Here is a 12,905-nt window from a genome sequence, read left to right on the forward strand (position 1 = left end):
CGCTTGGCACAGGTCCGCAAGACGGAGATCTCGTCTCATCGGACGGACATGTCTTCGTCCGGTTTGGCCGAGGGGATACGCTCCGGCACGTGGCTGAGATCCAGATTCCTGCTGACATCAAGCCCGCGGACGGTCGATTCGGCGCGGGTCCCTCCAAGGTGCGGGTGGAGGCGCTGGACGCCCTGGCCGCCACCGGTACGTCCCTGCTCGGCACCTCCCACCGCCAGGCGCCCGTCAAGAACCTGGTCGGCAAGGTCCGTGAGGGCATCTCCGAGCTGTTCCGGCTCCCCGACGGCTACGAGGTGGTCCTCGGCAACGGCGGCTCCACCGCGTTCTGGGACATCGCGACCCACGGTCTGATCGAGAACAAGTCGCAGCACCTCACGTTCGGCGAGTTCTCCTCCAAGTTCGCCAAGGCCGCTAAGCTGGCGCCCTGGCTGGCCGAGCCGACCGTCGTCTCCGCCGACCCGGGCACGCACCCCGAGGCGCGGGCCGAGGCCGGCGTGGACGTGTACGCGTTCACCCACAACGAGACCTCGACCGGTGTCGCCATGCCGATCAAACGGGTTGCCGGCGCGGACGAGGGCTCCCTCGTGCTGGTCGACGCGACGTCCGGCGCCGGTGGTCTGCCGGTCGACATCGCCGAGACCGACGTCTACTACTTCGCCCCGCAGAAGTCCTTCGCCTCCGACGGCGGCCTGTGGATCGGCGTCTTCTCCCCGGCCGCGATCGAGCGCGCCGAGCGCGTCCACGCGTCCGGCCGCCACGTCCCGGAGTTCTTCTCGCTCCCGACCGCGATCGACAACTCCCGCAAGAACCAGACGTACAACACGCCGGCCCTCGCCACGCTGTTCCTGCTGGGCGAGCAGCTGGAGTGGATGAACGGCCAGGGCGGCCTGGACTTCACCACCGGCCGCACCAAGGACTCCTCGACCCGCCTGTACTCCTGGGCGGAGGAGGCCAAGTACGCCACCCCGTTCGTCTCCGACCCGGCCAAGCGGTCCCAGGTCATCGGCACCATCGACTTCTCCGACGACATCGACGCCGCCGCCGTCGCCAAGGTGCTGCGCGCCAACGGCGTCGTCGACACCGAGCCGTACCGCAAGCTCGGCCGCAACCAGCTGCGCGTCGCGATGTTCCCGGCGATCGACCCGGCGGACGTCGAGGCGCTGACGAAGTGCGTCGACTACGTGATCGAGAAGCTGTAGCGACAGCCGTCGTACGACGGTGAGGGGCGCCCGGCGATTCGCCGGGCGCCCCTCACCGCTTCCTCGGGCCTACCGGCTCAGCCGCTGGAACCTCCGTACCGCCAGCGGCAGGAAGATCGCCGTCAGGATCACCGGCCACACCCCCGCCATCAGCAGCGCGTGCTGCTCGACCCAGGAGTCGCCGCCGCCGACCGGGGTGCCGAACAGGTCGCGGGCGGCCGCGGCCGTGGAGGAGATCGGGTTCCAGGCGGCCACCCAGCCCAGCCAGTCCGGCATGAGCTGCGGGGCGACGAAGATGCTGGAGATCATCGTGAGCGGGAAGGCCACGGCGAACAGACCGCCCGCCGCCTCCGGGTTGGGGACCAGCAGACCCAGCCACACGCCGATCCAGATGAGCGCGAACCGCAGCCACAGCAGCAGTCCGAAGGCCGCCAGGAATCCCCAGCCGCCGTCCGGCCGCCAGCCCATGGCCAGTGCCGTCAGCATCATGATGGCCAGCTCGGCGCAGGCGACGACCAGATCCGTGACCCCCCGTCCGGCCACCACCGCCGACGACGACATCGGCATGGAGCGGAACCGGTCGATGACGCCCTTGGTGGAGTCGTAGACGACGACCGTCGCGGTGTTGATGAAGCCGAAGGCCATGGTCATCACGAACATGCCGGGCATCAGGAAGTCCTTGTAGTCCCCGCCGCCGGGCACGGTCATCGCGCTGCCGAAGACATAGCCGTAGAGGAGGACGGAGAGGATGGGGAAGCCCAGCTGCCAGGCGATGTTGACGGGCTGGCGCTGGTAGTGGGTCAGGCCGCGGCGGACGATGTTGCCGCAGTCGGCGAGCAGCCAGTAGAGGCGGCCGCGCTCGGCGGCCGGGGCCGTCGTCAGGTCGAGGGCGCTCATGCCGCCACCGCCTCCTTCTCCGCGTGCCGCGCGGGCTCCGCGCTCGTACGGTGTCCGGTCAGGCGCAGGAACACGTCGTCCAGGCTCGGCCTGCGCAGCCCGATGTCCTCCACGGCGACGCCCTCGTCCTGGAGGGTGCGGGCCACTTCGGTCAGGGCCGACACCCGGTCGGTGACCGGGGCGTGCACGCGCAGCGCCTCCTCTTCCACCTCCGGTTCGCCCTTGCAGACCCGGGCGACCGTCTTCACCACTTCCGGGATCTCGGCGCGGTCGGCGACCACGACCTCGATCCGGTCGCCGCCGACCAGGTTCTTCAGCCCGTCCGGGGTGTCGTCGGCGATGGCCCGGCCCCGGTCGATGACGGTGATGCGGGAGGCCAGCTTGTCGGCCTCCTCCAGGTACTGCGTGGTCAGCAGCACCGTCGTGCCGCTCGCCACCAGGGCGCGGACCGAGTCCCAGACCTCGCCCCGGCTGCGCGGGTCCAGGCCCGTGGTCGGCTCGTCCAGGAACAGCACGGACGGGGCCAGGATCATCGAGGCGGCGAGGTCGAGGCGGCGCCGCATGCCGCCGCTGTACTTGCCGACGCCCCGGTCGGCGGCGTCGGTCAGGTCGAACTGCTCCAGCAGCTCCACGGCACGGGCGCGGGCGCGCCTGCCGCCCAGGTGGAACAGCCGCCCGAACATCTCCAGGTTCTGCCGGCCGGTGAGCACCTCGTCCACGGCCGCGTACTGCCCGGTGAGGCCGATCCGCGCCCGTACCTCACGGGCCTGCCGGGCGACATCGAGGCCGGCGACCTCGCGCGCCCGCCGTCCAGCCGGATCAGCGTGGACAGGATGCGCACGGCGGTGGTCTTGCCCGCGCCGTTCGGCCCCAGCAGCCCGTGCACGGTGCCCTCGCGGACGGCCAGGTCGAAGCCGTCGAGGGCGCGTTTGTCGCCGTACCTCTTCTCCAGCCCCTCGGCCCGTACCGCGTGTCCGTCGCTCATGGGTGGTCCCCCTTTCACTCCCTAACTGAGTACACCGTACCCGATTGCGCGTACACCGTACCCAGTTTTATCGCGCGGACCTAGACTGACCTCATGGCGAGCGGTACGGAGACCAGTGGCAGCGGTGACGTCAACCGCACCATGGAACTGTTGTGGGACACCGGCCGACGGCCCAGCCGTGGGCCCAAGCCGGGGCTGACGCTGGAGCGGATCGTGGAGGCGGCCGTCGAGGTCGCCGACCGGGACGGGCTCGGTGCCGTCTCGATGCGCCGCATCGCCACCGAGCTGGGGACCGGCACCATGTCCCTGTACCGCTACGTCCCCGGCAAGGCCGAACTCCTCGACCTCATGCTGGACCGCGTGCAGCGTCCCTCCGAGGACCCCGGCGAACTCGGCGACCTCGGTGACGGCGACTGGCGTTCGGCGCTGGCGGCGCTCGGCCACGCCACCCTTGCCCTCTACCGCCGCCACACCTGGCTGCTGGAGGTCAACCAGTCCCGCCCGATCCTGGGCCCGAGCGCGCTGGACGGCATGGAGAAGGTGCTCGCCCGGATCAAGCCGATGGGCCTGACCGACCCCGAGCTGGTCTCGGCGCTCGTCCTGATCGACGGGTACGTCGTCGGGGCCGCCCGCACGCAGGTGTACCAGGAGGAGGCGGAACGCACCTCGGGGCTCACCGACGCGCAGTTCTGGCAGGCCCAGGAACCGGTGCTGGTGAAGGCCATGACCAGCGGCCGCTACCCCGTGCTGGCCTCCCTCTCCGAGGACGCCTTCGGCACCGGCTTCGACCACTTCGACTTCGGGCTGCAGCGCATCCTGGACGGGCTGGAGGTGCTGGTGGCCGCGCGGCGCACGCCGGACGGGTCAGCGGCGGCGGAAGACCCGTCGTAGGCCGAACAGGACGGCGCACGCCACGAGCAGCCCGACCGCCCCGACCTTGAGCGTGTCCCCGCCCGGACCGCCGGCCCCGTCGTCGCCCCCGCCCGAGGCGTCGGAGCCGCCCCTGCCGGACCCGCCGCTCCCGCCCCCCGGCGCGTCCTCGGCCTTGACCGGGCTGTTCGTCCCCTCCATGCCGAGCAGCAGCTTCTTCCCGTCGGGGGTGTAGGTGACGGACTCGCCCTGTCCCAGCGGCACGCTGATCCGCCCCTTGCGCTGGATCTTCCCGCCGTTCCAGTCGTACCAGATGCCCCCGAGGTAGCCGCGCACGGCGAGCGTCTTCCCGTCCGGGGAGAAGGCGGCGTCGGTGGCCCACAGCTCTACGGGGGCGGCGCGCCGGAAGACGTTGGTGCCGGAGGCGGAGAGCTTCTCGGGTCCCTCGTACAGGTGCCCGCCGTTCTCGTTCTTGTCGATGATGTAGACCCGCCCGGTCTTCGGGTGGACGGCCATCGACTCGGCGTCGCGCGCGCCGTCCGCGTACTTCACGACGTACTGGGTCGCCTGGACCGTCTGGTCCTTCAGCTCCGCCGGCTCGGGCAGCTCGTAGATCCACACGTACGGCCAGGTGCCGCCGAGGTTGTCGCCGATGTCGCCGACGAAGATCTTGTTGCCGGGGCCGATGGAGATCGCCTCGACGTCCCGGGGCGTGCCCACGCCGGAAAGGGCGACCCGGGCGACGGTCTCGCCGGTGGAGCCGTCCACGGCGTAGAGGTAGGGGCCGTTGTCCTGGTCGTTGTGCGTCCAGTAGACGCCGGGGTGGAGGCGGGAGGCGGCGAGGCCGCTGGACTCGGTGATGCGCGGGTCCCTGATCGTGAAGCCGTCGCTCCCGTCGTCCCCGTCGGCGGCGGAGGCGGGCACGGCCAACGCACCCACGAGGAGGGCCGAGGCGAGGAGGGCGAGAGATCGGCGCATGCGCCAAGCCTGCCATCCCGCGCGGCCGTTCACGGTGACGGTCACGCTGCGTGGCCGGGCTCACATAGCGACGGTCAGGCGCATCGTCCGTGCATCGTCCATGATGAGCGGATGCTCAGGTTCATGTTCGTCGGTGACTCCATGACGATAGGGAGCGCAGGCGAACACACGTGGCGCTACCGTCTGTGGCAGCACCTGCGCGACTCCTACGGCCGGCCCTTCACGTTCGTGGGCCCGCGCGAGACGCTGCACGACCCGTCGACGGACGAGCCGGTCTCGTACGCCTACGCCGACCCGGACTTCCCCCGCGCGCACCTGGCGGGCTGGGGCGAGGGGTGGCACCACATGACCCCGGTCATCGCCGAGACGGTACGCGCCTGCCGCGCGGACGTGCTCCTGGTCTCCCTCGGCCTCATCGACCTCGGCTTCTACACCAACGCGGAGCAGACCGCCGACAACGTCCGCGCCTTCGTGGCGAACGCCCGCTCGGCGAACCCGCGCGTGCGCACGGCCGTGATGCCGGTGCTGCACAACATCCGGGTGGACGCCGACGAGACCTTCGCCGGGCAGGTCCACCGCTTCAACGACCTCCTCGCGAAGACGGTCGCCGACCTCGACGCACCCGGCTCCCCGCTGCTGCTGGTCCCGCCGCCGACGGCGTACGACTTCCACACGGACACCTACGACGGCACGCATCCCAACGAGAGCGGCGAGCACCGGATCGCGGGCGCGTTCGCGGAGGCGCTGCACGAGGAGTGGGAGCTGGGCGGGCCGTACTGCGCCTTTTCGTAGGCGCCCGCGCCTCTGGCATATGCGCGTCCCCCGTGTCCCGGTCGCCGTGCGTATCGTTGTACCGCGCGGCTGCTCCCGCCCGTGGGACAGCCGGGGAGGAGTGCCACGATGACCGTCGTTGACGACAGGATCGCCATGGCCGATGCCAACACCCAGCGCCTGGACGAGTGGTTCGAGCGGCTGGAGCGGATGCCCGTCCCCGAAGGATTCAGGGTCGAGATCGTCGGGGGCAACGTCCACATGACACCGCAGCGCCGCACCCACCACAAGATCATCCGCCGTATCGAACGAGCCATCGAAGACCGCTTCGGTATGGACGTCGAACTCTTCTCGGACGTCCGCATCGACTTCCCGGGACTCGGGAACGCCTTCTGCCCCGACGTGGCCAAGTTCCGTGACGGGGCGGAGGAGGACGAAACGGGCCACTGGCGCTACGAGGACGTCGAGTTCGTAGCCGAGGTCATCTCCAAAGGCACCGCCGCCAACGACTACGGCCCCAAGAAACTCGCCTACGCCACCGCGGAGGTCCCGCTCTACCTCATCGCCGACCCGTACCAGGGCCGCTGCCACATCTTCACGCACCCCAAGGACGGCGACTACACCACCGAGACCCGCGTCGCCTTCGGACAGGAACTGGACCTCACCGACACCGTCCTCGGCCTCACCCTCAGGACCGACACCTTCCCCCGCGACTGACCGACCGAACCCGCTTGCCTGGAGCGCACTCCAAGCCGTTGGCTTGGAGACCATGGAGTACACGCAGCTGGGACGCACAGGACTCAAGGTCAGCCGGCTCGTCCTCGGGACGATGAACTTCGGTCCGCAGACCGACGAGGCCGACAGCCACGCCATCATGGACGCGGCACTGGACGCCGGCATCAACTTCTTCGACACCGCCAACGTGTACGGCTGGGGCGAGAACAAGGGCCGCACCGAGGAGATCATCGGCAACTGGTTCGCCCAGGGCGGCGACCGGCGCGACAAGACCGTGATCGCCACCAAGGTGTACGGCAACATGGGCGCCGACGGCGAGGCGTGGCCGAACCACGACAAGCTGTCCGCCGTGAACATCCGGCGGGCGGTCGACGCCAGTCTGAAGCGGCTCCAAACCGACCGCATCGACCTCTACCAGTTCCACCACATCGACCGCTCCACCGGCTTCGACGAGATCTGGCAAGCCGTCGACACGCTGGTGCAGCAGGGCAAGGTGCTGTACGCCGGGTCGTCGAACTTCCCGGGCTACAAGATCGCCCAGGCCAACGAGACCGCCGCCCGGCGCGGCGGCACCATCGGGCTGGTCAGCGAGCAGTGCCTGTACAACCTGGCCGAGCGCCGCGCCGAGATGGAGGTGATTCCGGCCGCGCAGGACTACGGCCTGGGCGTCATCCCGTGGTCGCCGCTGCACGGCGGGCTGCTCGGCGGCGTGATCAAGAAGGAGGTCCAGGGCGGGCGCCGCGCCTCCGGCCGGGCGGCCGACACCCTGGCCGACCCGGCGAAGCGGGCTCAGATCCAGGCGTACGAGGACCTGCTCGACAAGCACGGCGTCGAGCCCGGCGAGGCCGCGCTGGCCTGGCTGCTGACCCGGCCCGGCGTGACCGGCCCGATCGTCGGCCCGCGCACGGCCGAGCAGCTCACGTCGGCGCTGCGGGCCGCGGAGCTGGAGCTGTCGGACGAGCTGCTGGCCGGGCTGGACGAGATCTTCCCGGGGCCGGGGCCCTCGCCGGAGGCGTTCGCCTGGTAGCTGAGCGCGCAGCGCGGTGACGTGGTGAGCGGGGCGGCGGCGCCCACGGCCAGGTCAGCCGAGGGCCGCCGCCACCGCCACCACCACGAGCATCAGCACGAGCACACCGGCCATGATCCGGTTACGGGTCTTCGGGTCCACGTCCCCGAGCCTAACCGGACGCGCCGAGCGGGCTGCGGGCGACCGTCTCGTAACGGGGCTGCTCGCCCGGCACCCCGGACCTCGGCAGGTTGCTGCGCACCAGTGCGAGGTCGGTGACCGTCCAGGTACGGCTGGTGAAGCCGTCCAGGGCATCGACGTACGGTCGCGTGTCGTACGCCTCCCGGCTGCGGGCCACCGTCAGGTGGGGCTTGTAGCGCCGGTGCTCCCCCATCTCGACGCCCGCCCTGCGCCCCGCCGACTCCGCCCGGTCGGCGAGCAGCCGCAGCGTCGCCAGGTCACCCTCCGCACCGGTCCACAGGGCCCGCCCGTGTCCGAACTGGCCGCCTCCGCGCAACGCCAACCCGAAGGGGGCGGTGCGGTGGGCCGCCCGCTGCAGGCGGGCCGACACGTCCGGTACGAGGTCGTCGTCGACCTCTCCGTAGAAGGCGAGGGTGAAGTGCCAGCCGGGACGACCGGTCCAGCGCAGCTCCTCCGCACCGGGCAGCCTCTTCAGCGCCGCCACCTCGGCGGCGAGGGCGGCGGTGACGTCCTCGGGGGGCAGTACGGCGGCGAACAGTCTCATGGCAGCACCCTGTCAGACCCTTCCCGCCCGGCCCCTACGCCGCCGGCGCCAGCTCCTCCCGCCGCTCACGCGGCACGAACCGCACCTGCGGGTGTCCCCGGTGCCAGCCCACCGACAGGCGCAGGTTGCCGACGCGGGCCAGGATCAGGCCGATGACGAGCGCGGCCGTCGCCGCCACCGCGCCGCCCGCGGCGAAGCCCGCGCGGGCGCCGTAGGTGTCGGTGACCCAGCCGACGATCGGGGCGCCGACCGGGGAGCCGCCGAGGAAGACCATCATGTAGAGGGACATGACGCGGCCCCGCATGGCCGGGTCGGTGGACATCTGGATGCTGGTGTTGGCGGTGACGTTGACCGTCATGCTGAAGACGCCGATCGGGACCATCAGCAGCGCGAACAGCCACAGCTCGGGGACCGTCGCCGCCACCATCTCCAGGGCGCCGAAGGCGAGCGCCGCCGCGATCAGGACCCGCAGGCGGGCCGTGCCGCGCCGGGCGGCGAGCAGGGCGCCGGCCACCGAACCGACGGCCATGAGGGTGTTGAAGAGGCTGTAGGCGCCGGCCCCGGCGTGGAAGACGTCGTCGGCGAAGGCGGACAGGAAGACCGGGAAGTTGAAGCCGAAGGTGCCGATGAAACCGACCAGAGTGATGGTCCAGATCAACTCGGGGCGTCCGGCGACGTAGTGCAGGCCCTCCCGCAGCTGGCCCTTGCCGCGCGGCGTGCGCTCGACGGCGTGCAGTTCCCGGGCGCGCATCAGCAGCAGGCAGCTCAGCGGCGCGACGAAGGACAGGCCGTTGGCGAGGAACGCCCAGCCGGTGCCCACCCCGGTGATCATCAGACCGGCGACGGCGGGGCCGACCAGGCGGGCGGACTGGAAGTTGGCCGAGTTGAGGCTGACCGCGTTCTGGAGCTGGTCGCGGCCGACGAGCTCGGCGACGAAGGACTGGCGGGCCGGGTTGTCGACCACGGTGGCCAGGCCCATCGCGAAGGCGGCGACGTAGACATGCCAGACCTGCACGTGGCCGGTGAGGGTGAGAACGGCGAGGAAGAGCGCGGTCACCGCCATCGAGGACTGCGTGACCAGCAGCGCGGGGCGCTTGCGCAGGCGGTCGACGAGGACACCGCCGTAGAGGCCGAAGAGCAGCATCGGCAGGAACTGCAGGGCGGTGGTGATGCCGACGGCGGCCGAGGAGCCGGTGAGGCTCAGCACCAGCCAGTCCTGGGCGATGCGCTGCATCCAGGTGCCGATGTTCGAGACGACCTGGCCCGTGAAGAACAGGCGGTAGTTCCTGACCTTCAGGGAGGCGAACATCGAGGTCTTACGACGAGTGCCGGGGGTGGTCGGGTCGTCGTGGCCGTCGGGTGCGGGGGCGGAAGCTGCTCCGGGTCCCGTACTCAAAAAGGTTCGCCTCCTCGTCGGTGCTGCTTACACGTGGGCCAGCTTCTCGAGCACGGGGGCGGCGGCGCGCAGGGCCGCCCACTCCTCCTCGTCGAGTCCCTCGACCAGCGTGGCCAGGAACGCGTTCCGCTTGCGGCGGCTCTCCTCGAGCATCACCACGGCCTGCTCGGTCTGCGTCACGACCTTCTGGCGCCGGTCCTCGGGATGCGGCTCCAGCCGGACCAGCCCCTTCGCCTCCAGCAGCGCCACGATGCGGGTCATCGACGGCGGCTGGACGTGTTCCTTGCGGGCGAGCTCGCCCGGGGTCGCGCTGCCGCAGTTGGACAGGGTCCCCAGCACCGACATCTCGGTCGGACTGAGCGACTCGTCGACCCGCTGGTGCTTGAGCCGACGGGACAACCGCATCACGGCGGAGCGCAGGGAGTTCACGGCGGCGGCGTCGTCGCCATGCTTGAGGTCCGGCATGTTCCTTAGCGTAACTCATTAGTCTGGCGAAATACCACCGCACAACCGCCCGCGTGCCCGTGACGCCCGCCACTGAAACCCGCAGTTCACCCGTACGAGTGAGTCGTTTCCGGAAATCGGAGCACCACCCGTCCGGTGGGGGTGACCCTCGTGCCCATGGGGACCAGCGTGCTCAGCCTGCGGATAGACGGGGAGCTGCTCGACCGGCTCCGGCACCATGCGGCGAAAAGAGGAATGAGCGTCCAGGACTATGTCGTCCGGACGCTCATCCGTGATGACTTCGACGAGCGGTTCCAGTCCGCCGTGGAGGAGACGGAACGGTTCTACGGGGTCACGTGAGCGTGCCCCGCACGGGTCAGGTCAGGCCCAGGGCCGGCATCAGGTAGTAGAAGGCGAAGACCGCCGACACCGCGTACATCGTGACCGGGACCTCGCGGCCCCGCCCGACGGCCAGGCGCAGCACGGAGAAGGCGATGAAGCCCATGCCGATGCCGTTGGTGATCGAGTAGGTGAACGGCATCATCAGCATCGTCAGGAACGCCGGGATGGCGATCGTGAAGTCGCTCCAGTCGATCTCCCCGATCGAACCGGCCAGGATCAGGAAGCCGACCGCGACCAGCGCCGGGGTGGCCGCCTGGGACGGCACCATCGTGGCGACCGGCGTGAGGAACAGGGCCAGGGCGAACAGCCCGCCGCTGACGATGTTCGCGAAGCCGGTGCGGGCACCCTCGCCGACGCCGGCCGTGGACTCCACGAAGCAGGTCGTCGCCGACGCGGAGCTGGCACCGCCGGTGGCGACCGCGATGCCGTCGACGAACAGGACCTTGTTGATGCCCGGCATCTGGCCCTCGCCGTCGGTCAGCTTCGCCTCGTCGCTGACCGCCATGATCGTGCCCATCGCGTCGAAGAAGCACGACAGCAGGACGGTGAACACGAACAGCACCCCGGTCAGGATGCCGACCTTCTCGAACCCGCCGAACAGGCTGACCTCGCCGACCAGGCCGAAGTCCGGGGTGGCGACCGGGTTGCCGGGCCACTCGGGGGTGGTCAGGCCCCAGGAGGGGACGTCGGCGACCAGGTTGATGACCATCGCTACGACGGTCATCACGACGATCGAGATCAGGATCGCGCCGGGGGTCTTGCGGACGATCAGCGCCAGGGTGAGCAGCACACCGAGGACGAAGACCAGCACCGGCCAGCCGAGCAGATGGCCGCCCGTGCCCAGCTGGAGCGGGACGGTGGTCTGCGCGGCGTCCGGCATCCGGGTGACGAACCCGGAGTCGACGAGGCCGATCAGCAGGATGAACAGACCGATGCCGATCGCGATGGCCTTGCGCAGTCCGTGGGGCACGGCGTTCATGACGCGCTCGCGCAGGCCGGTGGCGACCAGCAGCATCACGACGAAACCGGCGAGCACCACCATGCCCATGGCGTCCGGCCAGGACATCCGCGGGGCGAGCTGGAGGGCGACGACGGAGTTCACGCCGAGACCGGCGGCGAGCGCGATCGGGACGTTGCCGATGACGCCCATCAGGAGCGTGGTGAAGGCCGCCGTGAGGGCGGTCGCGGTGACCAGCTGACCGTTGTCGAGCTGGTTGCCGTACATGTCCTTCGCGCTGCCCAGGATGATCGGGTTCAGCACGATGATGTAGGCCATCGCGAAGAAGGTGGCGAAGCCGCCGCGGATCTCACGGGACAGGGTGCTGCCGCGCTCGGAGATCTTGAAGTAGCGGTCGAGGCCGTTCTGCGGGGGCCGCCGGTCTTCCGGCGACTCGGGGGACGGGGGGACCTTGGCGGAGGCCGAGGTGGGCATGCGAGGACCTCATCACCAACAGGTTCCCCCACGGCCTTGTTGGCGTTTCCTACGAATGAAAGCGGTCAGAGACAAACGGGTTCAGTATGAACGTATGAGCCCCTGATCGCTATCTCCGCGCGTAGACCTGGGGTGGCGGCGCCCCGTCGGACCGCCGCCGGGCGCCTCGTAAGCTGTACGCATGACGAAGTGGACACCCACGCACGAGGCACCGGAGCCCCTGGAGGGCCCCGTGGTTCCGACCATCGTCGGCGGCACCGTCCTGTGGTTCGTCCTCTTCCTGGCGCAGCTGCCCTTCTACGGCTGGTTCGACGACCACGGGCACACCTGGTGGGTGTGGACCTGCCTGGCCGGCGCCGGGCTCGGCCTGATCGGCATCTGGTACGTGCGCAAGCGCGACGCGGCCCTCAAACGGGCCGCACGGGACGCGGGCTGACGCCCGTGCCCGGACTGCGGCGCCTGCACGCCGCCCACGCGCCCGCCCTGCTCGCCTTCGAACGGGAGAACCGCGCCTGGTTCGCCGCCTCCGTACCCGACCGGGGCGACGACTGGTTCGCCCACTTCGACGAACGGCTCCGCGCGCTGCTGGCCGAGCAGGAGGCCGGTGTCTGCCACTTCCACGTGCTGGTCGGCGCCGACGGCGGGATACTCGGCCGGGTCAACCTCGTGGACGTCGAGCGGGGCGTCGCCGACCTCGGCTACCGGATCGCCGAGCGGGCCGCCGGGCAGGGCCTGGCCACCAGGGCCGTGCGGGAGGTCTGCGCCCTCGCCGCCCGGAACTACGGGCTGACGGCGCTGCGGGCGGCGGCCACCGTCGACAACGCCGCCTCGCAGGCCGTGCTCGCCCGCACCGGCTTCGTCCGCACCGGCGAGACGCGGCTCGACGGGCGCGCGGGACTGACCTTCCGGCGCGACCTGGCGGACCTGCGCGACGCCGGAAACCCGCGCGGCCCCGCGGACCCCGGCCCGCACCACCCCACGGCCCACACCCCGTAGTACCTGGGCATCACCCATCCCCGCCGCCCGTCATACCCAG

General features: G+C 70.7%; 14 protein-coding genes and 1 pseudogene. 8 read left to right on the forward strand and 7 right to left on the reverse strand.

What is annotated here, in order from left to right; genetic code table 11:
* Positions 1 to 89: 89 nt before the first annotated feature.
* The gene (serC, locus tag AMK11_RS21360) at positions 90 to 1,208 is read left to right on the forward strand and encodes a phosphoserine transaminase (RefSeq protein ID WP_073729599.1); all 1,119 of its coding nucleotides are present in this window, start codon (positions 90 to 92) and stop codon (positions 1,206 to 1,208) included.
* Positions 1,209 to 1,277: 69 nt separating this feature from the next.
* On the opposite strand, the gene AMK11_RS21365 is transcribed toward serC, so the two are convergent.
* Together AMK11_RS21365 and AMK11_RS21370 are read right to left on the reverse strand one after the other, a co-directional pair.
* Complete coding sequence (locus AMK11_RS21365; protein ID WP_073729601.1) at positions 1,278 to 2,105, reverse strand: ABC transporter permease; 828 nt, start codon at positions 2,103 to 2,105, stop codon at positions 1,278 to 1,280.
* Positions 2,102 to 3,090: pseudogene (locus AMK11_RS21370) on the reverse strand (ATP-binding cassette domain-containing protein). The gene AMK11_RS21365 and the pseudogene AMK11_RS21370 overlap by 4 nt, the downstream one beginning before the upstream one ends.
* 93 nt (positions 3,091 to 3,183) lie before the next feature.
* On the opposite strand from AMK11_RS21370, the gene AMK11_RS21375 reads away from it, so the two are divergent.
* Positions 3,184 to 3,981, forward strand: a complete 798-nt coding sequence (locus AMK11_RS21375; RefSeq protein ID WP_073729603.1) for a TetR/AcrR family transcriptional regulator — start codon at positions 3,184 to 3,186, stop codon at positions 3,979 to 3,981.
* Here AMK11_RS21375 and AMK11_RS21380 read toward each other — a convergent pair.
* Positions 3,955 to 4,938 (reverse strand): hypothetical protein, encoded by a 984-nt coding sequence (locus tag AMK11_RS21380; RefSeq protein ID WP_073729814.1) that lies wholly within the window; start codon positions 4,936 to 4,938, stop codon positions 3,955 to 3,957. The genes AMK11_RS21375 and AMK11_RS21380 overlap by 27 nt on opposite strands.
* Before the next feature lie 111 nt (positions 4,939 to 5,049).
* Between AMK11_RS21380 and AMK11_RS21385 the strand changes: the two genes are divergently transcribed.
* The 3 genes from AMK11_RS21385 (at position 5,050) to AMK11_RS21395 (ending at position 7,471) form a co-directional block, all read left to right on the forward strand.
* Positions 5,050 to 5,730 (forward strand): SGNH/GDSL hydrolase family protein, encoded by a 681-nt coding sequence (locus AMK11_RS21385; protein ID WP_073729605.1) that lies wholly within the window; start codon positions 5,050 to 5,052, stop codon positions 5,728 to 5,730.
* Positions 5,731 to 5,838: 108 nt separating this feature from the next.
* Entirely contained in the window at positions 5,839 to 6,426 is a 588-nt protein-coding gene (locus tag AMK11_RS21390) for a Uma2 family endonuclease (RefSeq protein ID WP_073729607.1), read from the forward strand.
* Positions 6,427 to 6,478: 52 nt separating this feature from the next.
* Positions 6,479 to 7,471, forward strand: coding sequence for an aldo/keto reductase (locus AMK11_RS21395; RefSeq protein WP_073729815.1), 993 nt, complete (start codon positions 6,479 to 6,481; stop codon positions 7,469 to 7,471).
* Positions 7,472 to 7,622: 151 nt separating this feature from the next.
* Here AMK11_RS21395 and thpR read toward each other — a convergent pair whose 3' ends face one another.
* From thpR to AMK11_RS21410, 3 genes are read right to left on the reverse strand one after another with little or no spacing between them, the layout of a single operon-like run.
* Complete coding sequence (thpR, locus tag AMK11_RS21400) at positions 7,623 to 8,195, reverse strand: RNA 2',3'-cyclic phosphodiesterase (RefSeq protein ID WP_073729609.1); 573 nt, start codon at positions 8,193 to 8,195, stop codon at positions 7,623 to 7,625.
* Between the two features lie 34 nt (positions 8,196 to 8,229).
* On the reverse strand, positions 8,230 to 9,591 hold the full coding sequence (locus AMK11_RS21405) for an MFS transporter (RefSeq protein WP_073729611.1): 1,362 nt from the start codon (positions 9,589 to 9,591) through the stop codon (positions 8,230 to 8,232).
* Between the two features lie 27 nt (positions 9,592 to 9,618).
* A complete protein-coding gene (locus AMK11_RS21410) occupies positions 9,619 to 10,056 on the reverse strand; it encodes a MarR family winged helix-turn-helix transcriptional regulator (RefSeq protein WP_073729613.1) in 438 nt (145 codons plus the stop codon).
* Between the two features lie 156 nt (positions 10,057 to 10,212).
* Between AMK11_RS21410 and AMK11_RS21415 the strand changes: the two genes are divergently transcribed.
* Complete coding sequence (locus AMK11_RS21415; RefSeq protein WP_198941424.1) at positions 10,213 to 10,395, forward strand: ribbon-helix-helix protein, CopG family; 183 nt, start codon at positions 10,213 to 10,215, stop codon at positions 10,393 to 10,395.
* Between the two features lie 16 nt (positions 10,396 to 10,411).
* Here AMK11_RS21415 and AMK11_RS21420 read toward each other — a convergent pair whose 3' ends face one another.
* Positions 10,412 to 11,869: an NCS2 family permease gene (locus AMK11_RS21420; protein WP_073729614.1), complete on the reverse strand. Its 1,458-nt coding sequence runs from the start codon at positions 11,867 to 11,869 to the stop codon at positions 10,412 to 10,414.
* 181 nt (positions 11,870 to 12,050) lie between these two features.
* Between AMK11_RS21420 and AMK11_RS21425 the strand changes: the two genes are divergently transcribed.
* Together AMK11_RS21425 and AMK11_RS21430 are read left to right on the forward strand one after the other, a co-directional pair.
* A complete protein-coding gene (locus AMK11_RS21425; RefSeq protein WP_073729615.1) occupies positions 12,051 to 12,305 on the forward strand; it encodes a DUF2530 domain-containing protein in 255 nt (84 codons plus the stop codon).
* A 5-nt stretch (positions 12,306 to 12,310) separates the two neighbouring features.
* Positions 12,311 to 12,865, forward strand: coding sequence for a GNAT family N-acetyltransferase (locus AMK11_RS21430; RefSeq protein WP_073729616.1), 555 nt, complete (start codon positions 12,311 to 12,313; stop codon positions 12,863 to 12,865).
* Positions 12,866 to 12,905: the final 40 nt, after the last annotated feature.

This window comes from Streptomyces sp. CB02414, assembly GCF_001905385.1.
Classification (GTDB): domain Bacteria; phylum Actinomycetota; class Actinomycetes; order Streptomycetales; family Streptomycetaceae; genus Streptomyces.